This window comes from Myceligenerans pegani, from assembly GCF_014892515.1.
Lineage (GTDB): Bacteria > Actinomycetota > Actinomycetes > Actinomycetales > Cellulomonadaceae > Myceligenerans > Myceligenerans pegani.
Map to the genome: position 1 here is coordinate 1 of NZ_JADBGR010000105.1, position 23652 is coordinate 23652.

The following is a 23652-nucleotide window of genomic DNA, read 5'->3' on the forward strand; positions in this document are numbered from 1 at the left end:
TGGCCCCGGGCCCGCCACCTGGTGCGTGGGTCGATCCTGCTCCGCTCCGACTGGTCGTTGTCGCCGGGAATGTGGGATTGTGGAACGCACGAGGACCGGAGACATCGGTCCGGCGTTCACTGACCACGGAGGAACTCGTGAAGAAGTTGCTCGTCCTGATTCTGGCTGCCGGCGCCGGGTACATCCTGTGGCGCAAGCTCAACGAGGACGCCGAGGGCCGTGACCTCTGGTCGGAGGTCACCGACACCGTCGAGTAGTATGTGCGGGGCGCCGATCAGGCGTCTCGTTCGGGGCCATGGCGCAATTGGTAGCGCACCTGCTTTGCAAGCAGGGGGTTAGGGGTTCGAGTCCCCTTGGCTCCACCCACTCCCACCAGGCACGATACCGAATCGGCCCGGTGGGATTCGTCGTCTCGGGGCCGCGATCCTGACGAACGTCCTGACTAGGCCGCTTCATCGTCGCCGCTCTTCCCGCCGTCCAGGTGGCCGAACACGTCATCCATGACCGTCGCGCCCGTCTCCAGGACTGGCCGCAGCTCGTGGCGGTAGACCAGCTCGGTCACGGCGGTTCCGGAATGACCCATGAGCCGCGAGATTTCCTCGATGGGCAGCCCGTGACGGGACAGGATCGAGACGAACGACGGCCGCAGCTCGCGGGTGACCCAGTCCTCTGGGTCGATGCCCGGCACGAGGCGAAGGGCATCCCGGAACATCCGCAGCACGTTGTGCGCGTCCTGCACAGTGCCGACCTCGGACGGGAAGACGAGGTTCGCTTCCTTCCACCGCTCCCCCGCACGACGCCGGGCCTCGTCCTGGTCGTCGCGGTGCTTGCGGAGCACCGTCGCGGCGTAGCCCGAGATACCGAGAGTCCGGCGAGACTTGGGAGTCTTGGTGTCTCCGCCGAGCCGGTCCGCTCGCCACACCTCGATGTGGGGAGGCTGCCCGCCGACCGTGTCGAGCTGAACCCGATCCCAGGTCAACACGCGTTGCTCTTCGACGCGGACCCCGGTCAGCAGGCCGACCACGATGTACGCGTGCATCTTGTGATCCTTCGTGTTCGCGAGGACCGCCGAAGCCTGCTCCAGGGTGAGCGACTTCGAGCGCCGACCATCGCGCCCCTTGGGGGCCACGCACAGGTCCACCACATTCCGCTCCGCGAGGCCGCGCTTGATTGCGCGGTCGATGGACCGCTTGAGCACCGAGCGCACCTGCTTGAGTGACGACGTCGAAAGGTTGGGCGCGAGCTTCTCAAGCCAGTCATCGACTTCGTCATGCCGCAGGTCAGCGAGCTTTCGCTTGCCGAGATGCGGCTCAATGTGGTTGAGGTAGTTGTCCTCGTTGCCCTCCTTCGTCTTCGGACCGACGTCACCACGACCGTGATCGAGCCAGTCTTTGCAGACTTGTGCGACGGTCACCCGCCGGGAGTCCGCCAGCAGGCCAGCCTCGTACTCGCGGATCTTCTCCCTGAGCGAGTTGCTGGCCGCCGTCCGCGTCTTGCCCGTACCGGTCTTCACGATCCGCTTGCCGTTGTCAGCCCGGTAACCCACGGTCTTCTCAGCGATCCACAGGTTCTTGGACGCCTGCCACCGCAGGCCACCCTCACCACGTGCCCGGCGCGGCTTCTCGTTCTCGCTCACGCCGCCGCCTCCAGACCGTTCGCGTACTCGACCACGGCCGACACCGGCACGAGGCGACGAGCGCCGACCTTGACCGTGCGGAGCGCCCCGCAGCGGATGAGGTCATACACCGTGCGCCGCGACAGGCTCAGAGCCCGGGCGGCATCCTCGACCCGGTACAGCACCGGGACGACGTTCGCGGCCGTGGCCTTGTTCGTGTTGTTCTTGCTGGTCATGTCCTCATCCCTTCACTGCTGGTCAGTCATCGAGACGTGCGCTGGTCTGCCTGCCATTGGGCGTATTCGCGGGCGCGTGCGGCTGCGGCGTCGGCGAGGGCTTTGTCGCCGGGTGAGCCCCATCCGGCGGCGCGGAAGGTCCATTCGCCGACGACGAGGGTGGTTTCTTCGTCCTCGTCCGCGAGTAGCCGGCGTTCGAGGTCGGCCACGTCCAGGGGTACGCCGCGGCGTTCGGCATCGGCGCGGAGGCGCGCGTAGCGGGCCCGTGCGTTGCGGAGCTTGCCGAGGGTGACGGAGTAGGCTCGCGACTTGGAGGAGAAGTGTCCGCGGAAGCCGAGCATGCGCGCCCACTTCGCGAGCAGCCGGTAGGGCGAGTCGGCGCACGTGCCGCACCAGCAGCCCTCATCGTCCTCCGGGTCGGGTCCGTCCAGGGTCCGGCAGGCCGTGGCCGCCCGTTCGGCCAGGTAGCGCGCCGTCTGAGCCATACGGACCAGGTGAGGGCGTGGCGCGGCGGGGTCGATGCCGGTTGACTTGGTGGAGTACTTCGCCAGGTACCCGGCGACCTGCTCCGGGCTCAGCTTCCCGCCGTCGTCGTTGGTGTCCGGTAGGCCGGTGCGCACGGTCCGCACTTCCTGCTGTTCCCCGAAGGACAGCAGGCGCGGCACGTCTGCACCGTCGACCGGAGGTGCCTCGAAGGAGACGGCACCGATGGCGTGTTCGACTGCGGCTTTGAGCGCTTCCCCGTCCAGCGGGGCAGCGTTCCCGGCGTCGGCCAGGCGGGCGCCGACCGGAGCGGTGTTGGGTCCGTCGAGGCGGATGAGGGCGTGGAAGTGGACGAGGCCGCGTGCCTGGAACTCGGCGACCTTGGCGAACTCGAGCGCGGCCCGTTCCCGCAGCCGAGACTCGGGCACACCGAGCACGGAGGCGAGGTGTCGGCGCAGGGTGATGGTGAAGCGCCGCCACAGCTCCGGGGCCCACCACTGCCAGACCACGGCGGTGTTCCAGTCGTAGCAGTCGAAGCACAACGGCTCCCCGAGGTGCTTGTCCTCGGGTCCGTGCTTGCGCCAGCAGGAGACCGGCCGGCCGTGCGGGCAGTACTTGGCCCGTCCTCGGGGCAGGCAGGGTGCGGGGGTGCCGTCCTTCTTGGTGCGGATGCCGTGCACGTGCCCGACGCCGGGCGCGGTCAAGGTCGCGAACACCAGCGGGTTCGCCGTCACGGTCTCGGGGACGGTTTTGCCGCCCACGGCGCCGGCGCGGATCATCTCGAAGGTGTCACGGGCGTAGACGCGGGAGCAGGCGGGGCACACGTCCGCGCGCCGGTTCCCGCATGCCCGGTACAGCTCCCCCAGCGGCGCATCCGCAGACCGGTACTCCGACAGCACCTCACCGGTAGCCCGGTCGATCGTCATCGAGGACCCGGCCAGGCGCACCGGGTGGGAGCAGTACCCGACCGACGCCGCCACATCCGCGAACGCGCCGGAGGTGCGATTGCGTAGCCGGCCGATCAGGGAACCGACTTCCGCGTCGGTCAGGTTCCCCAGGTCCAGGGGCGCATCCGGCCCGAACCCAGGGAACCCGGACCGCGACCCGGCGTCGAGGTCGAGGGTGTTCATGCCGCCGCTCCCCGAGAGGCCGCCGCGGTGCCGGCGTGGGTGGTGGCGGTGAGGTGTTCGGCGAGCTGTGTGCCGATGAACTGGGTGTAGGCCGGCGGGATGGCCTGGGACAGGCCGGGGCCGGTCATCCAGTCGATGCCCATCGCGGGCCCGCCGATGCTGGTGCCGATGTCCCCGGTCACGGAGATGTTCAGGCCGGCGTCCCAGTCGGTGCGCCGCTTCTTGGTCGAGGTGCGCACCCGGTGGGACGGGTGGGACGGGAGGGCGAGCAGGGTCGGGCCGGCGATGAGGAACTTGCGGTGCCGGTAGACGCGAAGCCCGAACATGCCCCCGCACAGCACCATGTCCGCCCGCATGGGCGCGCCCATGACGTTCTCGACCACGTACGTGTCCACGAGGGTCGGCAGGAGGTCCAACGTCGCGTCCAGGAGCCAGCCCGTGCCCTGCATCCCAGCTCGGGAGCGCAGCGAGGAGTGGTCGTGACACGGCGGGGAGGCATGCACGACGTCGAACCGGTGCGCATACCGGCTGGCGTAGTCCAGCGCGTCGGCCTGCACGAACTCGAACGGGTACCGCGGCTGCGGTTCGCTGTCGATGCCTACGACGTCGAACCCGGCGCGGTGGTAGCCCATCGCTGCGCCGCCCTGGCAGCAGTACAGGTCCAGCAGTCGAGGCCGTCTCATGCCGCCACCGCCACCACGTCCAGGCCCGGGAGGGTGTCCTGTTCGGGCAGGTCGGGTTCGGTGCGGTCGTGGCCGGCCCAGAACCCGGCCGTGGTCTGCGTGGTCGCGACCTCCACGGCGCAGCGGATGAATGCCGGGCAGGTGGCGCACACGCGGGCCATCGCGGCCCGTTCCCGGATTGAGGCATCCTCAGAGACCCAGGGCAGATCCCGGTTCTCGGGACGGGCGCACGCCGCGTCTCGCATATCCTCGGTCGAGGCGATCATGCTTCGGCCCCCACGACGTCCAGGCCCGGCAGGGTCGCCTGCCGCACCGGAGCCACCCGACGGGCCACCGCACGCACCGGACGGCCAACCCGAGCAGGAGCAGCCGGAGCGGGAGCGGCCGACGCCGGGGTATCCGCGACCGCCGCCGGCTCCGGGACGGGAGCGGGTTCGGGCTGCGCGTCGATGTCGACGGCGGGCGGTTCGATCGCGGCCGGGGCCGGCGTTGCATCGACGGTGGGTGCGGGTGCCGGCTCAGGCACCGCGGCGACAGCGGCCGGGGCGTCGGCCACCACGAGTGAGGCCAGCGCATGCGTGGAGGTCAGCACGGACAGCGGGGCGAGGGCCACGAGGACGACGCCGACCAGGGCGCGGACCTCGGGGCCGACGTCGTAGGCGTGTGCCGCGTTGGCGCCGACGCTGACCACGGTGAAGAAGAACATCAGCAGCCACGCCCAGGCCGAGGACCGGCCGCGTGCCCGTAGGACGAGCGCGACGAGCCCATACACGAGGACGCTCGCATCGATGACGACGGGCACGAGGAACGCCAGCGCGTGCGGCACGCGGCCCCAGGTCGCGGCATCCCGCAGGGACGCGAACGACAGCGCGAACGACGCCAGGGCGACCGCGACCGTGAGGGCGACGGTGAACACGAGGACCGGCCGGGAGTCGGCCGCGATTCGGGCCATGGGCCCGGGCATGGTGCGGTTCATGAGTTCGTCTCCTTTTCAGGTGTGGTCTGGTTTCCCGTGGAACCGTCGACGGCCTGGGTGGTTGCGTCGGCCGGGCGGCGGTTGCGGGTGGACTTGCGGGCAGAGCGCTTGCGCTTGGGCTGTTCCGATGCCGGGGCGGCGTCGTTGGCTGGGTTGTCGTTGACTGGGCCGTCGTCGTTCGGGCCGGGGTTGGCCGGAGCGTCGAGGGCGGGCAGGCGTCCGCCGGCGGCGAGCCATGCCGAGGCCGCGTCAGCGACCGGAGCCGCGGCCGGGGTGTCGGGATAGGTGGGTGCCGGGTAGCGCTGGGCGACGGCGTGGATGAGTTGGTCGGGCCAGTAGTCGAAGCGGCACAGGGTCGGGGTGCCGTCCTCGGCGACGAGGTAGGCCGTCCCGGCGGTGCCGGAGATGCCGCCGGGTTGGATGTCGGCCGGGATGTCGTGGGCCGGTGCCAGGCGCGCGGCGGTGCCGAGCACCATCTCGGTTTCGGTCTCGGAGTCCAGGCGCAGCGCGATCTTCTGGGGCCACAGGTTGCGCGTGCCGCCCAGGGCTTCCTGCCGGGGGTTCTGCACGCACCCGAGGACGACGACGCCGAGGGCGCGGCCCTGGGTGAGCAGCTTGGACAGGAGTCGTTCGGCCTCGCGCTTGTGATCGAAGCCGGAGTAGGCCATCAGGTCGGCCAGCTCATCGACGATGAGCACGTGCAGGGGTGCGTCGGGGGTGGGCGTGTGGTTGCGCGAGACGCCGCGCATGAGGGTCCCGCGCTCGTTCATGATCTGCACGAGGGCTTCCAGCACGGCCACGGCGTCGGCGGCGGTGTAGGCGACCTGCCCGAACAAGGCGCGGCCGGTCTCGACCTCGATGCCCTGCTTGAGGTCCACGCCCCACAGGCGCACGTACCCGGCATGCACGGCCGGAGCGAGGTTCCCGGCCACGGACCAGAGCACCGAGCCCTTGCCCGCACCGGTGGCGCCGACCACGAGGGTGTGACGGCCCCGCACGACCAGGTCTAGCCTTCGCCCGTCACGACGGATACCGGCCGCCACCACACCGACCGAGGCCGCGTCGACGAGTTCGGCCGGCATCACCGCGGTGCGCGGGGCCAAGCGCGCGATGAGGAACAGCACCAGGTCGACCACACCAGGCTTCACGGGCCGCAGCTCGTGCCCATGGGCGCCGTAGGCCGTGGCGATACGGGAGGCGGCACGCACGATGTCATCCACCGTCTGCCCCACCACCACGTTCAGCCGCAGCACGGCCGCGCCGGGAGCGAACCGGACCTTGATGCCCGGCACGAGTACGCCGCCGTCAGGCTGACGCACCCCGAGCCCGGCAGCCGTGCCGACAGCTTCGGAGCCCTTGCGGCGAAAGCGCGCGGGGGTGCCAGTGAGCCAGCGGCGCACGTACCAGGCCCGCAGGCGCGAACGCCGGTAGGCGCCAGGAGCGATCGCCGCCCAGATGCCGAACAGGAGGCCGGGGGACCAGAACAGCGCCCATACGATGACCGGGCCGGTGAGGGTGGAGCCGGGCCAGCCGGAGGCTTGCAGGCCCAGCCAGACCAGGCCCGCGAGCACGAGCCCGAACACGGACAGGGGCAGGTGTCGGCCCGCCCACGCGAATGTGGCCCGAACGAGCATCCATGAGCGGCCCAGGACGAAGCCGAGGACCGCGACCAGGACCCGCAGCAGCACACCGAGGACGCCAGGACGGCCGAGGGCGGCGGCGTGGAGGCGGGCCCGAGCCCGGGCCACAGTGGTGTTCACCGTGGCCCGGAACTCGCGCACCTTGTCGACGGGGTTCACCGCTTGTCCCCGTCCCGCTCGGCGTGCAGCCGCTCGTTCAGGTCGTCCCACATGTCCAGCAGCCGGTGCCTCGTCGCGGTCAGGTGCTCCGCCGCCCGCTGGTGCGCCCTGGTGTACGGGCGCAGGTCCTCGACCATGTTTTCCGCGCGCCCCACACCCTCCACGGCGGAATACACCAGCTTCAACGCCTGCTCCAGCGTCTCCACCGTGCGCTCGTGCACCTCCCGCGTGGTCTTCTCGTCGCCAGCCATCACCGCTCACCCCCGTCTCGCTCGGCGCGAAGGCGCCAGTCGAGGTTGTCGGCCACGCTCAGCAGGCCGTTGCGGACCCGGAACAGGTCACCGGCAACCGGCGCGTGGACGCTGGTGACCATGCGCAGGTCCTCCATCTCCCGCAGTGCCCGGCCGACCCCATCGGTGGCCACCACTACGAGCCGGTAGGACTGCTCCAGCGCCTCGACCGCCTTGCGGTTGGTCTCCCGCGTCGTCTGCTCGGTCGCCATCACCGCTCACCCCCGCCCCGACGCTCGTCTTCCTCCAGGCGGTCCAGGACCTTGCCCGCGAGCGTGTACAGCACGTCSACCTGCGTGCGGGCGTGCAGCGTSCCGTCRCGCAGGTCCCGGAACTCCGGCAGCGCGGCGGCCTCCATCGCGTCCTTSGCCGCAGCCAGSGCSTCCGAAGCGCCCTCCAGCGCACGCACCGCCGYGTCGGCCGCCTCGGTCACCTTGTCTCTACGTCCCAGTCCGAACATCAGCCCTGCCCCTTCCCGCCGTCACCGGCGTTGTTCTGGTCGTTGTTGTTGCGGTGTTCGCGGTCGAAGACCGCGCGCTTGTCGGCCTCGGTGCGCTCGTCGAACCACGAGCCGTCGTAGCCCTCGCCGTACATCCGGCCGGGAGCGTCCGGCGGGACGATCCGCACCACCGGCGGCTCAGCAGCCCGAGCGGTCTCGGCGGCCTGAGAGGTGGCCAGTTCCAGCTCGCTCACCTCACGAACCAGCCGCTCCGCCTCCGCCTGAGAGCCCGGCAGGTCGACCACGCCGAAGCAGGCGCGCGCCTGGCCGAGCTTCCCGACCGCATCCCCGAGCAGCCCGGCCGCCACCTGAAGCGTGTCCGCGCGCGTCATGCCGCCACCGCCTTACGCGGGTTGCGCACGTTCTTGCCCAGCAGGAACGGCACCGGCTCATCGAACGCGACAGCCCGGTATGGGAAGGCCCGCACGGGACGAGCGAGCGCGGCCGAGGCGCAGAAGACGCGGAACTCCACGCCGGGCCAGCGGCCCCCGGACCAGACCACACAGCCAGGCCGGTCCAGGTCGTTCGCGTCGTGGTAGGAGACCTCACCCAGGCCGAGCAGCCGGGCCAGGTGCTCCGCGTCGCCCGGCTCGTCCACGTGCACGGCGACCATGCTCGTGTGCGTCGAGACCGTCACGTAGGCCGCCCGGCCCTCGACCATCGCCGCCACATCGGCCGCGACCGTCAGCAGCTCGGCCACCGTGGGGGCGGCAGCCTCAGCCACCGCCAGCCCCGAGGCGACCGCGTCCCCGCCGGGCATCAGGCAGCCGCCGTCGTGTCGAACGCGCCACCCTTGACCAGGTCGGCCTCCGCCTCAGCCGCCTTGCCCGGCGCGCACAGGCCCACCGCCTTGAACGACCACGCGATACGCGGGCGGGTGCCGTTGTCGTCCACGTACGGCATCGCCGTGAGCCCGATGAACTCGATGAAGCGGACCTGCACCGTCCCCAGGCCCGGCACCTCGACGTCCATCGCGGCCGGGGGCACCGGCTGGTGGGTCGCGGCGATCTTCACCGCCACACCCGTGTCGCGCTTGTTCGCGTCCTCGTCCATGTCCGACACCACGACCTGCCACAACGGCAGCCCCGTGTCCTTGTCGATCTGCTGAGGACGCGACCCGTCCTCACGCGCCGGAGCGTTGAAGTCCGACACCGGCTCCACGCCGCCCTTCATCTGCGCACCCGCCGGGAACACCATCGAGTGCTCCACCGCGAACCTTCGCTGCATCGCCATGGCTGTCTCCTTCGCATCGGGGTGACGTGGGTCTATGACCTCGGTCACCGATCTGATGGAAGAAAACCTAACAGTAGACTTGTCGAACCTGTCAACTGTTTGGTTGCAACGGATGAGGCTTGGCCGCCCACTCCGGGGTGGTGCATGATCGGTGGCAGACCAGTTGTTAGGCCGATACGAGCCAGTTGAGAGCCCTCAATGTGAGGTAGGTCACATGTCGCAGTACCGAGCCGACGACGTCGGCGGCAAGAAGCTCGACCGCGTGGAGCGCATCCTCAGAAACGACATCGAGGCGGGCAGACTCCGCGACGGCGAGGCGCTGCCCTCAACGCGCGCACTCGCCGAACAGATGGGCGTCAGCGTGTGGACGATCAACAAGGCGATGGAACAGCTCGCAGAGGAAGGACTCGTCGAGAACGTGTCCCGCTCGCGGCGCATCGTTCGTAGCGGCATCACGCCGCAGTCTGCGAGCCGCGAGGCGAACCGGCCGCACACGTTCCTGATCGGCGGCTACGCCGGTTCCGGCAAGTCCGAGCTGGCGCGGGTGCTCTCGCGCCTGACCGGTTCGGCCATCGTTGACAAGGACACCATCACGCGGCCTGTCGTCGAGCGGCTTCTCGAAGAACTCGGGCAGCCGCCGCACGACCGGGAGTCGGAGACGTACCTGGAGCACGTCCGCCCGCACGAGTACGAAGCGCTGCTCTCCACGATCCAGGAAAACGCCGACGTCGGTCGCGGCGTGGTGGCCTCAGCGCCCTTCATCCGGGAATTCCAGGACACCGCCTGGATCGACCGCATCAGCACCCGCCTCCGCGCCGCCGGCGTCAGCCTCACGCTCGTATGGGTCCAGTGCGACGCCAACACCATGCGTACCTACCTCAAGCGGCGCGGCGCAGCCCGCGACACCGGGAAGCTCGCCAACTGGGACCACTACATCGCCGCCATCGACCTGGACTACCGTCCAGCGGCGGACCACGTCATCATCGAGAACTCGACATCGAGCGAACCACTCCAGGGCCAGGCCGCAAGGATGCTCGCAGCCATTGGGAGCAAAGCATGAGCGCGCCCTCGACCGGATCGCCCAGCCAGAGCACCGCCGAGGCGATCCGCAGCACACGACTCGTCGCGATTCTCCGCGGACCGGACGCCGAGCACCTCGCAGCGGGTGCTGAAGCGCTCGTCGACGAAGGCGTCCGCGTCCTGGAATTCCCGATAGCCGGGCCCGAAATCCTGTCCGTGGTCTCCACCGTCGCCGCCCGACTCGGCTCCGCCGCACACATCGGTGCCGGCACCGTCCGCACCGTGGCCGACGCCCGCCGCGCACTCGACGCCGGCGCCAACTTCCTGGTGGCACCGAGCCTGTCCATCCCGGTCATCGACTACGCACGGCAACGCGACATCGCCGTCGTACCCGGCGTCTTCACCCCCACCGAAATAGACGCCGCCACCCAGGCGGGAGCTGAGGTGGTCAAGCTCTTCCCCGCAAGCTCCCACACCCCCAAGTTCCTCCGACAACTCCACGCACCGCTACCCGACGCCGGGATCATGCCCACCGGCACCATCACCCGCGACGACGCCCACGCATGGCTCAACGCCGGCGCCGTCGCCCTCGGGGTCGGCTCGGACCTCACCGGCGACAGCCTCACAACCGGCGACCTCACCCCGCTCCGAGCCGCCGCCCGCGACTGGCTGCTACTGGTCACCGCGTCGCCGTAGCCGTCTGGGCCGTTCGGACCAGCGGGCGACTCGCGCAGGACATTCGCAGGGCTTCGGGAGAACCTTCCCGGGGCCCTGCTTCATGCCCACAGGTTGGTATACCCGCCGCAGAGTATTGCCCCCATACCTGCTTGGCTCATCAGGTATTGAAACCCGAAGTTATGAGCAAAGACAGAGCCGCTACCCGGCTAATCGGTCATAGCCGCGGAAGGCTCGTCAATGCCTGCCCCATGATCGGAATTACCTCCGTCCGACGTGGGACTTTCAGTTCCCAGCTGACCGTCCAACACTCGAAGTAGCTCCGAGAGCCGAGTAGAGTCCTGGCTACGGTCTCGATACTCCTTATAGCGCCTTTCAGCAGTGGCGAGCAGGTTATCGTAATGCAGAATTCGTCCACCGATGTGACCCAGCTGATCGGCGATATAGTCGTCAGCGTTTCGGTCACCAAGATAGCTGATCGTAGGTTCGGGACCAATTACGAATACAACGTTGATATTCCTTGTCGGTTCATTCTGGCGCCGAAGCACCTCCGACAATGCCTCGTGGTACTTTTCGCCTTGTTCCTTGAGTTCAGCAAGGGAGACCGTGCGTCCGTATCTCTTGAGTTCGACAATCATATGAACTCCCGCTGCCGAGCGGTACCGGATGTCGATTCGGCCCTGCCTTTGCTCGATTTCCTCATTCACATCGAAGAGTCCGCTTTCCCTGCGAATTCGGCGCAGCGACCTCTCCATCTCAACATCTCCGGTAGCGCCTTCCCATGACGGATCAAGCAGCCACATATTCTCGAAGAGATGGTTCTGAAGAACCTTCTCCAGATCATCCGTGGTCATGAGGTCCTCGAACTTCTCGATTGCATCGAGTCTAGATCGGAGGATCTGAACATAAAGTGCGTCTTCGTATGTCTTTGCGGTGGCAAGGATCGGGAGTAGCTCCTCGGCAGAAATGCCCGAAGCGAATTGCTCCAGATCATCCAGCGTAGACTCTAGGGCCAGGCGTTCGAACGCGAGAACACTCGACCTATATAGTGCTGGCCTTTGAGACTCATTCGTCAATTGGAGCGCAGCAACCGTTCCGATCACCTTCCGCGCCGCATCCCGCTGATGGCCAGGGCGAGAGTCAACCCACTCCTGGATGGCCGGGTATTTGTCGGTCAGTTCCTTGAATTTCTGCTTTGGCCGCTCGTCTGACCACTGTTGAGCAGCTTCATTGAACATCTCGCGGAGGCGCTTTATCAGCAACTTGACACGGGCGTCATCCTCAATGAGCCGCTGCCTGTCACTCGTGGCGATATCGTCCGTACCGTCGATATCTAGGAACTCTGCTCGAATCTGCCCGGTTACGTAGTTTCCAAATATCTTGTTGAAGTCAAGCTGATCCAGAATGCCCTCTTGAATAGGCCGCTTCCTGGCAAGGATGATGATATTCCGCAAAGATTCCCTAGCGTCCTGCGAATCATTAAGATCTTGCGGCGTTCTGACGGTTCCGAACCAGCCTTCGATCTTCCAGTCCTGCGCCGGATCGACAACATTGTCCGCCATGACCCAACGTCGCTTGACGCTCGGAGTCTGCTGTGAATTTAGTTCAGAAGTTCCAAGCTCCCAGATATACTCAAGTCGCTTGAGATCCTCCCGATCGTCGAACGTCACGGGCTTGCCTTCAACCAGTATGGTGAAGCGGGCTGGATCACCCGGCCGGTATCCCAGTACGTCAAAGCGTCGCGCGATACGGCGGCGCAGTGCTGTAACGGAGACACCTGTACGCTTCCGATTCAGGTCGTTCAGGATGATCCTTGTACCTCTAGTCGGAAAATCGTCAGGAACGGGAACCACGACCGGGTGGTAGGCTTCCTTTCGAGCGATCCGGTCTTTTAGATCGCTCACTCGAATCCTGAATCCGTTCTTCTCACCGTCTTTCGCTGAGAGGACAGTAACGTCTCCAGCAAGGGAAAATACGGAGAGTTTCCCGATCCCCTTCCGACCCATAAATGGGCGATCGTGAACGGGGGACCGCGAGCCTTCGGTGTCTCGCTTCTTGTATGCCACCAGCAGATAGCGCGAGTTCAATTCGCCGCGAGTCATACCGGTACCATCATCCTCGATGATGATTTCATCGCCGGTTTCGTTCCACGTGACGCGAACTTCGTTAGCGTCAGCGTCCCAAGCGTTCGCCACAAGTTCTGAGAGAACCGCAGCCGCGTTGCTATATAGGTTAATCCCCAATGACTCGACCACCGCAAGATCAACACTGAACTTAAATGGGTGCCCTGAATCGGTCACGCCTTCTCCTTGACAAGAGTTTTGACATATTCCGTGAACACTTTACCTACCGCTCGACCAAATGCTGGGGGCACGGCATTCCCGATTAGTCTGCCGACCGCCTTCATGGTTGGCTTTTCCGACGGCCGGACGAACTGGTAGTCGTGTGGAAACCCTTGAAGCATTGCTGCTTCGCGAAGGGTCAAACTCCGGTGCTGTTCGGGGTGGCCGAACCGTCCGGTTCCAAAGTTGTATGCCTGTGTCGTAATCGTAGGTGACGGCTGATCCCAGACCATTCGCCCGTAGAAAGCCTGGAAACTTGCCCCGCTCGCCTTTCGGTGACACGGTGCCAGCAACTCTTCTGGCCAATCTCGCCATGTCCCTCCCGCTATGGACGCTTCCATCCTTGCGAGATTGATTGGTGCGAGCCTTCGGGCCGAATGGAGAGGGTCGTCGGGATCCGACTCGCCATTCTTAAGCGGTCGAAGCCCTTCGATCGTCTGACGCACTGTCTTGAACTCAGAGCGATCGAAGTCCCCATTGGGTAGGTGTACTTCATGTATGCGTGACGCCACAAGAACGAGGCGGCGCCTTTCCTGGGGCAGTCCAAACTTCGGTCCGTACAGCGTGCCGTACTCAACGAAATATCCGAGTTCTTCAAGATCTGCAACGAAATCTGAAAAAATTTGCATGGACTTGAGGCGTGTCACATTCTCCATGGTAACGAAGTGCGGACTGGTCTCCCGGACCAGGCGTGCGAAATGTGACAGGAGGTCCCAGCTCGTCTCGTCGCTTGTGTCGGCTCCGCGTCGATGGCTTGAGAATGGCTGGCAGGGAGCACATCCAGCAAGCAATCGATATTGGGCATCGCCCCACAGTTCCATCAGCTCGGCGCCAGCCACCGAGGCCACGTCCTTCTGTCTGAACTCGGAGCCGAGATTGTGCTCGTAGGGGTATTCGCACGCCGGATCGAGGTCGATCCCAGCCGCTACGTGGACACCTGCCTGCTGGAGGCCCAATGAGAGGCCCCCCGCGCCACTGAAGAGGTCGATCGCAACGATCTTGGAGTCCGTACGACGCATAGCCACACGTTAGCCGGTCTTCCCTGGGTCGTCGACGGTCCAGCACGCGGTCTTCACAACGTGTCGCGCAGTTCACCCGTGAGAAGTTTCCTTACTGGCTCAAGGCGCGCCTCCGGCGCGCGACCGCCGGGGCCCGCGCTACGGGGGCCCGCGCTCCGGGCGCTTCGCGCCCTGCGCGCACCCCTCCGCGCACCCGGCGGCCAAGCATGACGAAGGCGGCCCTGAGAGTCGCCCTCGGGACCGCCTTCATCCACTGTCAGTATCGCGCCTCCGCCTGGCGGCACGATCACGGATTCGCCGAACCTCACCCAGGCCGGCTACCAGCAGCGCCGCGAAGGTCATCACGCCGACCACCAGTGCCCCTGCCCAGTCTCTCCAGGTCCCGAGGTCCATGACCAGATGCTATTGCCGACGAAGCCTCCGGCAGGCACCAACGCGAACACCAGAGGGTCAGGGAAACGCCCGTGGTGCCCCTGCCCCTCCACCGCCCGTCGACCCGGCGCGCGACGCTGACAGAGAACCCCTCGACGCCGCAACCCGTCCCGCCACGTTCCCCGTGAAACCGACGTCGGGCATGATGGGCGGGACGGGTTGCACCGCCGAGAGAACCCCCGTCCACGACGAGCACCGCGCCGCCGGACGCCGGAGGGACAGGGACCCCACGAAGGGGACCCATGGCGGGGGCCGAGTCAAAACCCGCGTGGAAGGCCCGGCCGGAATCCTGACAATCGTCCTGACGAAGCCAGCGGCCAGCCACGCCACGACCTGCACGAGCATGCACAGTCCGCGCCGTTCCCGACCGATCGAACGCACGTCCGAATCGCTTTGCAAGCAGGGGGTTAGGGGTTCGAGTCCCCTTGGCTCCACATGCAATGAACTGCGGCGATACTTTCACCACAGGTCATTTTTCGTGTGCTGGAGCGGGCCAGGGCACTCACTCGTACAGGGTGGAGCCGAGCGGTTGATTCTCGTCGAATCCAGGAAGGACGAGGAACGTAGCGCTCGCCGTCGGTCTGGCGAATTGCATGAGCGCATCCGTCTCGTCGAGGCGATGCTGCGTGCGGACGAACGTGTCGAGCTCACGCTGGAACGCGATGAAGAACAGCCCGGTCTCACCGGGATCGTCGCCGGTGGTCGGCGTGGCGAACGCGTAGCCGCGCCGGAGCATCAGGCCGCTGCCGGTGAAGGACGGGTGTGCCGCACGGGCATGGGACCGCGCGGGCACGAGGTACTCGCCCGTAGGAGTCTTGGCGCGGAGGTCGACGTCGTCGAACATCGTGCCGCCGGACAGTGGGGCACCGTCCGATCGGCGTCGTCCCATGACGGCCTCCTGGTCGCTCGGTTCGAGGTGGGCGAACCGTTCGGTGTCCAGGACCAGGCGCCGCAGCACGCAGATCGTGCCGCCCGCGACCCGTGGGTCACCGCCGTCCTCCTCCGGGGGCAGCCAGACCTCGCGGGCCAGTTTCTCCGAATCGCGTGGGACGGCGATGCCGTCGTGGAAGCCGAACGGGTTCCGCGTGACCGTGCCCACGCCAGGGCCGCGGAAACATGCCTCGGACCAGCGCAGCGGCGTTCCGTCGAGCGTGGCACGCAGCTCCCGGAGGGCGAGGGGCAGCGCCACCGGGTCCGATCCGTGCAGGGCGAGCAGGAGGTCGCCGCCGATCCGGTGAGCTTCGATCGAGTCGTCACCGGCGAACCGGGGCAGTGCCGTCGCGCCTGCGAGACCGGGATCGATCGCGCCCACGAGTCGCGGCCCGAGGCCGACGGTGACAGTGAGATCACCGGCGCCGTCGGGCAGCACGTCCGAACTCTCCCCGGTGAGGGACAGGATCGTCGCGCCCAGCGCAGCGAGCCGGGGCTCGAGCGCTCTGCGATCGGTGGCGCCGGGCAGATCGAGCACCGCGAGCAGCCCGAACCGTTGTGGTGTGCCGGGCCGGTCGACCCCGGCCTGCGTCATCCCGGCGGGTTCCACCCCGCCGGACGATGCCGCCGCGCCTTCCCTGTCCGACCTGGCCGGGCCGTGACGGTAGCTCGTTTCGTCGCCGAGCGCTCCCGCGGCCGTCGCGCCGCTGACCGTCGCCGCGACGCCCATGATGGCGCCACCCGTCCCGAACAGGACTTCCCGCCGGCTGACCCAGCTCATCCGTCGTCCTCCGCCGTCTCGGGGCTCGGCCGCGGGTCGACATCCTCCAGCAGCGGCGGGACGCTCCACGTGGCGTGCTCCAGGTCGACCACGGCCCAGTCGTCGCCCAGGCGGATGTCGACCCGGTGCGCGAGACCGCTCTGGTCCACCCAGTAGCGGATGCCGGCGGCATCGGGATCGACGGGCGCGATCGCCGTCGGCGTGCTCGCCGATGCTTCCGGAGTCACCTCCCCGTCAGCACGCGCGGAGCCCGGCCGCGCGGTGTCGCTCGGCGCGGCACCGCCCCCCGCGCCGTCATCCGGAATCGCTTCGTCGCCGCCCCCAGGTGACACCGGCCCCGCGAACACCGTGACCGGCCGCTCACCGACGGCGTCCTCCCGCAGCCACAGCGCGCCACCTTGCCGGATGAGGAGCGGGTTCTCCGGACGATCGGCGCCCAGGCCGGCGAGGACCGTGAGGACGACGGCGAGCGGCGAGCTCAGCGGGTCCAGCTTCCCGACGCGCCACCCGTCGAGCGACGTCTGAGGCTTTCCGAGCCGGTCGCCGCTGGTGGTGGCGATGACGCGCCCGTCCCAGACGACCCGGGCGGAGGGCCGGCCGTCGGCTGACACGAGGCCGTAGCCGGTGTGCGTCGTGTAGTCGAACCAGCCCTTGAGTGTCACCTCGTGGCCCTGGTCGGTGTACATCGCGGTGACCTTGCGGCTACCCGCGTCGAAGTTCCGGAACCGGACGTTCGCCAGCCGCTCGGCCTCCGCCACCGTGACGGGACGGACGGGACCGTCGTCCGCCGCTGGTTCGTCGCCGGTGCTGCAGGCGGCCGCGAGAAGGAGCACGACGACGACGGTGGCCGCCGTGCGACCTACCGGTCGCCGTCGGGCGCCGCCGGGGCGAGGTCTCGCCTCGCGACGACCCCACGTCACGAGACGCCGCTGCGTTCGGCGAGAAGGCCGGCGTCCGGGACACCTTCGGGCGTCTCGGCGGCGTCGGTGACCGTGTTCGGCAGCCGTGCCGGTATGACCTCGACGTCCACCATGCCCGGCTGGGGAGGAGGTTCGGGCACCTGCAGGAAGCTCATGCCGGGTGGAGCCTCGACGTCCGGGAGCCTGCCGGGCGCGACGGCGGTCGCCGACGGCTTCTTCGTCCCGCAGCCCGCTCGGAGGTGCTTCGGCAGCGTGGACGGACTCCCGCCGATGCAGTTCCCCTGGGCCGGAGCCCGGTCCGCCGAGATGTTCGCGATGTCGACGCCGTTGGGGGCCACGCCGTCGGCGGACCAGGCGCCCTCGATCCGGTTCCCGGAGGCGGCGAGATCCTCCGTGTTCGCCAGGAGCACCCCCGCACGTGGATTCCCCGCCACCAGGTTGTCGCGCAGGAGGTTGTCCCGGCCGCCGCTGATGCCGATCCCGACGCCGAAGCCGCCTTCGGCCTGTGCCGGGGAGTCCGCCGAGGTGTTCGAGGCGATGACGTTGCCGCGTACGATGTTGGCGCGCTGCGGTGTGAACGCCTCCTGGTAGTTCGACAGCAGCGTCATTCCGACACGATTGTGCGAGAAGCGATTACCCGTCACCACGACGGAATCGGATGCGTTGGCGTTCTCGAATCCCACCGCATTACGCTCCGCGACATTTCCGGTCACGAGAATGTCGCAGTGGCGGCACTGCCCCACGTAGATTCCGGAATCGGCCGATCCGGACGCGTAGGAATCCGCGATGATGCCGTGGCGGGCGTCGAACGCGTAGATCCCGTAAAGCCCGTTGTTCGACGCCGTGACGTTCCGGACGGCGAATCGCTCCACCGGCGGGAACATCGCAGGATCGAGCCGTTCGTAACCGTCCACTCCGTGCGCGCTCGGGCCGTTGTCGTCGTGCATGCCTGTCACGAGCACGCCGTAGTGCATGACGCGGCGGACCGTGAGGTTCTCGATACGGACGCCGTCGGCGACGGCGACGATCCCCGAACTCCGGACGCCCTCGCCGTCGATCACCACCCCGTTGCGGTCGGCGCCGCGAATCGTGACATCGGTGGTCTCGACGAGGACGTTCTCGGTGTAGACCCCGGGGGCAACCAGCACGAGGTCACCCGGTGCCGCGGCATCGACGGCGGCCTGGATGGTTGCGTGATCGGCGGGAACGCGCAGGACACCGAGAGGCCCGTCGTCGGAGGAGGCGGGTCCTGCCGTGCAGGCGGTGAGAACAAGGACGAACACGTACGCGGCGGTTCGGGGAACCCGCCCGAACAATGATGCCCGGCGCCTCTTCGGTGGCATGGATGGAGTGTAGGCAGACATGCCGCCGCCGCACGCGGTGAAACTCCAGGTCGCGCGCGCCGTACCGGTCTTTACGGGCCGGCTCGTCTCCCGGTGCGCTGGGTTGCGCGGAGATGCGACCAATGCCTTTCGGTGCGCCACGGCGGACCATTTGGACAAAGATTCGGCCTGTCGCATTTTCGGTCGGCACATCTTGCTGGGGTGGCATTCGATGATCTTGGAGCAATGTGCTGATGAAAAGCCATTGCCCGCGTGATGACAGGAGAGACGAAATGCGAATTCGCCAGCAGTCGCGGCGGAGGACGCGCGTGTGGTGGCCCTTCTGGGCCGGTTCCCGCGCACTCGCCTCCCGCCTCGACCTCCGACGAATCGGGGTACCGCCACGGCGGAGCCTCGTGGCCACCGGCGGGGCGCTCGCCCTCGCCGCCGTGATGATCGTCCCGGCAGCTGTGCCGCCGGCCTCCGCGGCGCCGGGAGACGTGATCGCCGCAGGCCAGGTCTGGGAGGACAACGACGGTGACGGGCTGTACGACGGCGACGACTCCGACGGATTCCTCGAGCAGGGCGTCGGCAACGTCACCGTCACCGTGACCGACGCGCTCGGGAACTCCGCGTCGACCCGCACCAGCCGCGTCGATGCGGCCGGCGGCTGGTCCATGACCGAGGGCGAGTTCACCGACCAGACCGGTGAGGTGCCCTACGTGGCCGACGGCGCGGCGGACGCGGAGCTCCGAGTCACCTTCTCCGACATCCCGGACGGCTACGAGTCGTGGCTCGCCGGAGACCTGGTGGACAACGGTACGTCGGTGCAGTTCGTCACCGCCGGCGACGAGTCCGTGAACTACGCCGTCCTGCCGCCGGAGGACCATCGTCCGGGGTCGCCGGAGATCATCACGGCGATCCACTCGGCGGGCGACCCGCTGGCTGAGGGCACGGCGGAGCAGCCCGCGCTCGTCGTCACCGACTGGGCCACCGCCCAGGACACGGGCAAGCGCGACATCGCCACGGTCGGCGATGTCGGAACCGTGTGGGGCACCGCCTACGAGAAGGCTGCGAACGCGTTTCTGACCTCGGCGGTGTACCGCCGGAACGCCGGCCTGGCCGAGCATCGTTGGGACGGCTCGACCGACCGGGCGCTGGGCGGCATCTACCGGATCCCGGACGTCATCGACCCGGCGACGGGTGACGTCGCGGCCGGCATCGGCCCCGCGGGAAGCGTAGAGGCCTGGTTCTCCCTGACCGACCTCGGGATCGCCGTCGGCTCGGTGCCGTCCAACGCGGATCGCGGGCTTGCCGGCGGAACCGACCTGGTCGCCGACCCCGACGGGTTCGCGAATGCCGCGAAGGTCGGCATCGGCGGTATCGACACGTGGACCGACGGCATCACGACCTACCTGTACGTGATGAACCTCTCCGACAACAACCTGTACCGGATCGACATCTCGCCGACGAACCCGCAGAACCCCGGCTATGACCCCGCGTTCGTGCCGACCGTGGGGGACGTCCTGCAGATCCCGCTCGGGCTCGCCGACAGCCGGCGTGCCTGGGCCGTGGAGGTGCACGACGACGAGGTGTACGTGGGCTGGGCCGACACCGGCACCGCGCCGGGCAACTGCGCCACGACCGCGCCCGGCGAGTCCACCGAGGATTGGCCGCAGTGCGACTCGACGGAGCCGCTGCACGGCTACGTGGGCAAGGTGGCCGTCGACGGCGGCGCCGTGGCGCAGGTCATGGACGTGGACCTGGGCTACCCCCGGGGCAATCCGATGTCCTGGTGGGACGGGACCCAGCAGGGGCTCGTCGAACGGAACCCGCAGATCCGTCACTGGAACGCCTGGACCGACGTGTGGACGTGGGACAGCGCGGATGCGAACGGCGACAGCTGGCCCGACGGGTCGGTCGGATTCAGCAAGACCGCGGCCGGCGACCCGGACGGGGCTCAGGCGTATCCGCAGGCGATCATGTCCTCGATCACGTTCAACACTGCCGGGTACATGACGGTCGGCATGACGGACCGTACCGAGTTGCAGGGCGGCAACCGGCAGTGGGCGGCCGACACCGGTCAGGACGGCCGAACACCGCCGGAGATCTTCTTCGAGACGGTCGCCGTCGGCGACGTCCTGCTGGCCGGCCGGAACTCGGATGAGACGTACACGCCCGAGGCCGGCGCCGCGGCCGAGGGGACGGGCCGCGACGGCGAGACCACCCAGTGGGCGAACGGCACCCCGCCGATCCTCGCGTCCGGCCCGGGTGGCAACGAGTTCCACGGCGACGACCAGGGCCTCGACGGCACCGTCGCGGGCGTGACCCACGAGGAGATCGCGCTCGGCGCCGTGCTCGACGTGGCCGGTGCGACGGACGTGGCCTCCACGGCGTTCGATCCGCTCGCCGAGCTTCGTGTGCAGGGCCTCATCTGGTTCCACGACGGTGACGGCGCGGCGACGCGTGGCGTCGAGTTCACGGAGGACGACGGGAACACCGGCAGTCCGACCGTCAGCTTCCAGAAGGGCGGAGGCCTCGGTGACCTCGACGCACTGACACCACCGCCCCCGGTCGAGGTCGGCAACCGCGTGTGGTTCGACGGCGACGGCGACGGCCTGCAGGACGCGGGAGAGCCCGGTATCGCCGGGGTCACCGTCGAGCTCCTGGACGCCGAGGGCGCCGTCGTCGGCACGCAGCTCACCGCCGACGACGGGACCTACTACTTCTCGTCCGACGCGACCGACACCGCGCACTTCACCGAACTGGTGCACGGCGCGGAGTACACGGTGCGGTTCGTCCCGCCGGCCGACGGCGACCTGACCGTCGACCACCAGGGGGCGCCGATCACGGTTCCCTGGTCCGGCGTGCTGTTCACCGCGATGCAGGCGCCCACGGGTGACAACCCGCACGCGGACACGGACAACGCCGACGGCGTGAACCCGCGCCCGGAGCCTGTGCCCGACGTGCCGGAGGTCGCCGAGGACGCGGACCGGATCGACTCCAACCCCGATCCGGCAACGGGTGAGTACACGTTCACGCTGGGCGGCTACGGCCAGAACGATCACTCGATCGACGCCGGCCTGGTGATCCTCGGCTCGATCGGTGACTGCGTCTGGTCCGACCTGAACGGGGACGGTGCCCAGGACGAGGGTGAGCCCGGTCTCGAGGGTGTCGAGGTGAACCTGTACGACGGCGACGGCAACCTGGTGGACACGACCACCACGGACGCCGAGTGCAACTACCTGTTCGAGGAGTTGCCGCTGGGTGACTACACGGTCGAGTTCATCGCGCCGGACGGCTCGGAGTTCTCCCCGCAGGGTGCGGGCGAGGACCCGGCGCTCGACTCCGACGCCGACCCGGCCACCGGGGTGACGCCCGTCATCTCCCTGACGCCCGACGCGCCCGTCGATCTCGACGTGGACGCGGGAGTCGTGGCGCCCGAGGAGGTGCTGGGTTCGATCGGTGACTGTGTCTGGTTCGACGAGAACGCCGACGGTGTCCAGGACGACGGCGAGGCCGACGTCGAGGGCGTCACGGTGATCCTGTACGACGCCGACGGCGGCGAGGTGGCCCGCACCACTACGGACGCGGAGTGCGCCTACCTGTTCGAGGACCTGCCGTTGGGTGACTACTCGGTCGGGTTCTCCGACCTGCCCGAGGGCACGGTGTTCACGGTGCAGGGCGCCGGGGACGACCCGGCGCTCGACTCGGATGCCGACCCGGTCACGGGGCAGACGGGCGTGTACTCGCTGACCGAGGAGGTTCCCGATCGGCGGGACGTGGATGCGGGTATCTACGAGCCGACCGAGCCGGTGGGTTCGATCGGTGACTGCGTCTGGTCGGACCTGAACGGGGACGGGATCCAGAACGACGGCGAACCCGGCGTCGACGGCGTGACCGTGATCCTGTACGGCGCGGACGGTGCTGAGGTGGCGCGCACCACCACGGATGCCGAGTGCGCCTATCTGTTCACGGGGCTGCCCTTGGGCGACTACACGGTCGAGTTCGTCGCGCCGGACGGCTCGGAGTTCTCCCCGCAGGGTGCGGGCGAGGATCCGGCGCTCGACTCGGATGCCGACCCGGTCACGGGGCAGACGGGCGTGTACTCGCTGACCGAGGAGGTTCCGGACCGTCTCGACATCGACGCGGGCCTGGTCATGCCGGAGGAGGTGCTGGGTTCGATCGGTGACTGTGTCTGGTTCGACGAGAACGCCGACGGTATCCAGGACGACGGCGAGGCCGGCGTCGAGCGTGTGACCGTGACGTTGTACGACGCGGACGGCAACGAGGTGGCGACGACCACCACGGACGCGGAGTGCGCCTACCTGTTCGAGGAGCTGCCGTTGGGTGACTACTCGGTCGGGTTCACGGATCTGCCTGACGGGACGGTGTTCACGGTGCAGGGTGCGGGCGACGACCTGGCGCTCGACTCGGATGCCGACCCGGAGACCGGGATGACCGGCGTGGTGTCGCTGACCGAGGAGGTTCCGGACCGCCTCGACGTGGATGCGGGTATCTACGAGCCGACCGAGCCCGAGCCGTTGCTGGGTTCGATCGGTGACTGTGTCTGGTCCGACGAGAACGGGAACGGCATCCAGGACGAGGGTGAGCCCGGCATCGAGGGTGTGACCGTGACGTTGTACGACGCCGACGGCGCCGAAGTGGCGGCCACCACCACGAGCGCCGACTGCACGTATGTGTTCACCGGCCTGCCCGTGGGTGACTACCAGGTCGGCTTCGAGGACGTCCCGCAGGGGATGTGCTTCGTACCGATGGGGTCCGGTGACAACCCCGAGCTGGACTCCGACGTCGACCCGAAGACGGGCTGGACGCGTTCGGTCGCGGTCACCGAAGGACTCGACCGCTCCGACATCGACGCCGGCCTGTGTGCCTGCGCCGACGAGAAACCGGAGAAGCCGGAGAAGCCTGGGACGGATCAGCCTGGGACGGATCAGCCCGGGACGGATCAGCCGGAGCCGAACGAGCCCGGTGAGAAGGCAGCGGGGCGTGAACCGCTGGCGCACACGGGTGCGGATCTGGCGGTGCTGGCGCTGCTGAGCTCACTGCTGGTCGCCGCCGGAGCGATCCTCGCAGGGTGGCGCCACAGCCGTCGTCGGACCGCCTGACCGTTCCGGCACGGCGCCGATGGCCCCGCACCCGCCCGGTTGCGGGGGCCATCGGCGTCCGGTCGCGGACTCCCGGCCGGCGGAACCGTCCTCGCCAGGCTGCCCCCTTGGGCACGACGAGCGGGGACAGGTCGGTCT

22 protein-coding genes and 1 tRNA gene are annotated in these 23652 nt (G+C 68.2%); 5 read left to right on the forward strand and 18 right to left on the reverse strand.

The annotated features are described in order from the left end of the window. Nucleotides 1-137: 137 nt before the first annotated feature. Together IIE03_RS26065 and IIE03_RS19285 are read left to right on the forward strand one after the other, a co-directional pair. Nucleotides 138-257 carry a DLW-39 family protein gene (locus tag IIE03_RS26065; protein ID WP_318843072.1) on the forward strand — a complete coding sequence of 40 codons (120 nt, stop codon included), beginning with the start codon at nt 138-140 and terminating at the stop codon, nt 255-257. A gap of 32 nt (nt 258-289) precedes the next feature. Further along, nucleotides 290-362, forward strand: a tRNA-Ala gene (locus tag IIE03_RS19285). Nucleotides 363-442: 80 nt separating this feature from the next. Here the strand turns inward: IIE03_RS19285 and IIE03_RS19290 are convergent. From IIE03_RS19290 to IIE03_RS19350, 13 genes are all read right to left on the reverse strand, one after another. Next, nucleotides 443-1636, reverse strand: coding sequence for a site-specific integrase (locus IIE03_RS19290; protein WP_192864400.1), 1194 nt, complete (start codon nt 1634-1636; stop codon nt 443-445). Beyond that, nucleotides 1633-1851, reverse strand: a complete 219-nt coding sequence (locus tag IIE03_RS19295; RefSeq protein ID WP_192864401.1) for a helix-turn-helix domain-containing protein — start codon at nt 1849-1851, stop codon at nt 1633-1635. Before IIE03_RS19295 ends, IIE03_RS19290 begins: the two co-directional genes overlap by 4 nt. 26 nt (nt 1852-1877) lie before the next feature. After that, the gene (locus IIE03_RS19300; RefSeq protein WP_192864402.1) at nt 1878-3464 is read right to left on the reverse strand and encodes a replication initiator; all 1587 of its coding nucleotides are present in this window, start codon (nt 3462-3464) and stop codon (nt 1878-1880) included. Further along, entirely contained in the window at nt 3461-4147 is a 687-nt protein-coding gene (locus IIE03_RS19305; protein ID WP_192864403.1) for a DNA cytosine methyltransferase, read from the reverse strand. The genes IIE03_RS19300 and IIE03_RS19305 overlap by 4 nt, the downstream gene beginning before the upstream one ends. After that, nucleotides 4144-4413, reverse strand: a complete 270-nt coding sequence (locus IIE03_RS19310) for a WhiB family transcriptional regulator (protein ID WP_192864404.1) — start codon at nt 4411-4413, stop codon at nt 4144-4146. Before IIE03_RS19310 ends, IIE03_RS19305 begins: the two co-directional genes overlap by 4 nt. Next, entirely contained in the window at nt 4410-5123 is a 714-nt protein-coding gene (locus IIE03_RS26485; RefSeq protein WP_192864405.1) for a DUF2637 domain-containing protein, read from the reverse strand. Before IIE03_RS26485 ends, IIE03_RS19310 begins: the two co-directional genes overlap by 4 nt. Then, nucleotides 5120-6922 carry an FtsK/SpoIIIE domain-containing protein gene (locus IIE03_RS26875; RefSeq protein WP_192864406.1) on the reverse strand — a complete coding sequence of 601 codons (1803 nt, stop codon included), beginning with the start codon at nt 6920-6922 and terminating at the stop codon, nt 5120-5122. The genes IIE03_RS26485 and IIE03_RS26875 overlap by 4 nt, the downstream gene beginning before the upstream one ends. Further along, on the reverse strand, nt 6919-7173 hold the full coding sequence (locus tag IIE03_RS19325; RefSeq protein WP_192864407.1) for a hypothetical protein: 255 nt from the start codon (nt 7171-7173) through the stop codon (nt 6919-6921). The genes IIE03_RS26875 and IIE03_RS19325 overlap by 4 nt, the downstream gene beginning before the upstream one ends. Continuing rightward, entirely contained in the window at nt 7173-7424 is a 252-nt protein-coding gene (locus IIE03_RS19330; protein WP_192864408.1) for a hypothetical protein, read from the reverse strand. Before IIE03_RS19330 ends, IIE03_RS19325 begins: the two co-directional genes overlap by 1 nt. Then, the gene (locus IIE03_RS19335; protein WP_192864409.1) at nt 7424-7570 is read right to left on the reverse strand and encodes a hypothetical protein; all 147 of its coding nucleotides are present in this window, start codon (nt 7568-7570) and stop codon (nt 7424-7426) included. Before IIE03_RS19335 ends, IIE03_RS19330 begins: the two co-directional genes overlap by 1 nt. A gap of 101 nt (nt 7571-7671) precedes the next feature. Continuing rightward, complete coding sequence (locus IIE03_RS19340) at nt 7672-8043, reverse strand: hypothetical protein (RefSeq protein ID WP_192864410.1); 372 nt, start codon at nt 8041-8043, stop codon at nt 7672-7674. Next, nucleotides 8040-8435, reverse strand: coding sequence for a hypothetical protein (locus tag IIE03_RS19345; protein ID WP_193107591.1), 396 nt, complete (start codon nt 8433-8435; stop codon nt 8040-8042). The genes IIE03_RS19340 and IIE03_RS19345 overlap by 4 nt, the downstream gene beginning before the upstream one ends. A gap of 35 nt (nt 8436-8470) precedes the next feature. Further along, nucleotides 8471-8944 carry a plasmid replication, integration and excision activator gene (locus tag IIE03_RS19350; protein WP_192864412.1) on the reverse strand — a complete coding sequence of 158 codons (474 nt, stop codon included), beginning with the start codon at nt 8942-8944 and terminating at the stop codon, nt 8471-8473. 262 nt (nt 8945-9206) lie between these two features. Here IIE03_RS19350 and IIE03_RS19355 point away from each other — a divergent pair, with 262 nt between their 5' ends. Together IIE03_RS19355 and IIE03_RS19360 are read left to right on the forward strand one after the other, a co-directional pair. Continuing rightward, nucleotides 9207-10004: a GntR family transcriptional regulator gene (locus tag IIE03_RS19355; RefSeq protein WP_318843073.1), complete on the forward strand. Its 798-nt coding sequence runs from the start codon at nt 9207-9209 to the stop codon at nt 10002-10004. Beyond that, complete coding sequence (locus IIE03_RS19360; RefSeq protein WP_192864413.1) at nt 10001-10660, forward strand: bifunctional 4-hydroxy-2-oxoglutarate aldolase/2-dehydro-3-deoxy-phosphogluconate aldolase; 660 nt, start codon at nt 10001-10003, stop codon at nt 10658-10660. Before IIE03_RS19355 ends, IIE03_RS19360 begins: the two co-directional genes overlap by 4 nt. Nucleotides 10661-10848: 188 nt before the next feature. Here IIE03_RS19360 and IIE03_RS19365 read toward each other — a convergent pair whose 3' ends face one another. The 5 genes from IIE03_RS19365 to IIE03_RS19385 form a co-directional block, all read right to left on the reverse strand. Then, nucleotides 10849-12939 carry a BbrUII/HgiDII family restriction enzyme gene (locus tag IIE03_RS19365; RefSeq protein ID WP_192864414.1) on the reverse strand — a complete coding sequence of 697 codons (2091 nt, stop codon included), beginning with the start codon at nt 12937-12939 and terminating at the stop codon, nt 10849-10851. After that, nucleotides 12936-14000, reverse strand: a complete 1065-nt coding sequence (locus tag IIE03_RS19370) for a DNA cytosine methyltransferase (RefSeq protein ID WP_192864415.1) — start codon at nt 13998-14000, stop codon at nt 12936-12938. The genes IIE03_RS19365 and IIE03_RS19370 overlap by 4 nt, the downstream gene beginning before the upstream one ends. Nucleotides 14001-14934: 934 nt before the next feature. Next, entirely contained in the window at nt 14935-16143 is a 1209-nt protein-coding gene (locus IIE03_RS19375; protein ID WP_225998040.1) for a Dyp-type peroxidase, read from the reverse strand. Then, the gene (locus tag IIE03_RS19380; RefSeq protein ID WP_192864416.1) at nt 16140-16976 is read right to left on the reverse strand and encodes a hypothetical protein; all 837 of its coding nucleotides are present in this window, start codon (nt 16974-16976) and stop codon (nt 16140-16142) included. Before IIE03_RS19380 ends, IIE03_RS19375 begins: the two co-directional genes overlap by 4 nt. Nucleotides 16977-17059: 83 nt before the next feature. Then, complete coding sequence (locus IIE03_RS19385) at nt 17060-18406, reverse strand: right-handed parallel beta-helix repeat-containing protein (RefSeq protein WP_192864417.1); 1347 nt, start codon at nt 18404-18406, stop codon at nt 17060-17062. A gap of 272 nt (nt 18407-18678) precedes the next feature. On the opposite strand from IIE03_RS19385, the gene IIE03_RS19390 reads away from it, so the two are divergent. Further along, nucleotides 18679-23514 carry an SdrD B-like domain-containing protein gene (locus tag IIE03_RS19390; protein WP_192864418.1) on the forward strand — a complete coding sequence of 1612 codons (4836 nt, stop codon included), beginning with the start codon at nt 18679-18681 and terminating at the stop codon, nt 23512-23514. Nucleotides 23515-23652: the final 138 nt, after the last annotated feature.

What these genes read in the sequence shown, in the direction of transcription:
- IIE03_RS19295 (WP_192864401.1), bottom strand. Translation starts at nt 1,851, where the DNA reads ATGACCAGCAAGAACAACACGAACAAGGCCACGGCCGCGAACGTCGTC.
- IIE03_RS19300 (WP_192864402.1), bottom strand. Translation starts at nt 3,464, where the DNA reads ATGAACACCCTCGACCTCGACGCCGGGTCGCGGTCCGGGTTCCCTGGG.
- IIE03_RS19305 (WP_192864403.1), bottom strand. Translation starts at nt 4,147, where the DNA reads ATGAGACGGCCTCGACTGCTGGACCTGTACTGCTGCCAGGGCGGCGCA.
- IIE03_RS19310 (WP_192864404.1), bottom strand. Translation starts at nt 4,413, where the DNA reads ATGATCGCCTCGACCGAGGATATGCGAGACGCGGCGTGCGCCCGTCCC.
- IIE03_RS26485 (WP_192864405.1), bottom strand. Translation starts at nt 5,123, where the DNA reads ATGAACCGCACCATGCCCGGGCCCATGGCCCGAATCGCGGCCGACTCC.
- IIE03_RS19325 (WP_192864407.1), bottom strand. Translation starts at nt 7,173, where the DNA reads ATGGCTGGCGACGAGAAGACCACGCGGGAGGTGCACGAGCGCACGGTG.
- IIE03_RS19330 (WP_192864408.1), bottom strand. Translation starts at nt 7,424, where the DNA reads ATGGCGACCGAGCAGACGACGCGGGAGACCAACCGCAAGGCGGTCGAG.
- IIE03_RS19340 (WP_192864410.1), bottom strand. Translation starts at nt 8,043, where the DNA reads ATGACGCGCGCGGACACGCTTCAGGTGGCGGCCGGGCTGCTCGGGGAT.
- IIE03_RS19350 (WP_192864412.1), bottom strand. Translation starts at nt 8,944, where the DNA reads ATGGCGATGCAGCGAAGGTTCGCGGTGGAGCACTCGATGGTGTTCCCG.
- IIE03_RS19360 (WP_192864413.1), top strand. Translation starts at nt 10,001, where the DNA reads ATGAGCGCGCCCTCGACCGGATCGCCCAGCCAGAGCACCGCCGAGGCG.
- IIE03_RS19370 (WP_192864415.1), bottom strand. Translation starts at nt 14,000, where the DNA reads ATGCGTCGTACGGACTCCAAGATCGTTGCGATCGACCTCTTCAGTGGC.
- IIE03_RS19375 (WP_225998040.1), bottom strand. Translation starts at nt 16,143, where the DNA reads ATGAGCTGGGTCAGCCGGCGGGAAGTCCTGTTCGGGACGGGTGGCGCC.
- IIE03_RS19385 (WP_192864417.1), bottom strand. Translation starts at nt 18,406, where the DNA reads ATGCCACCGAAGAGGCGCCGGGCATCATTGTTCGGGCGGGTTCCCCGA.
- IIE03_RS19390 (WP_192864418.1), top strand. Translation starts at nt 18,679, where the DNA reads ATGCGAATTCGCCAGCAGTCGCGGCGGAGGACGCGCGTGTGGTGGCCC.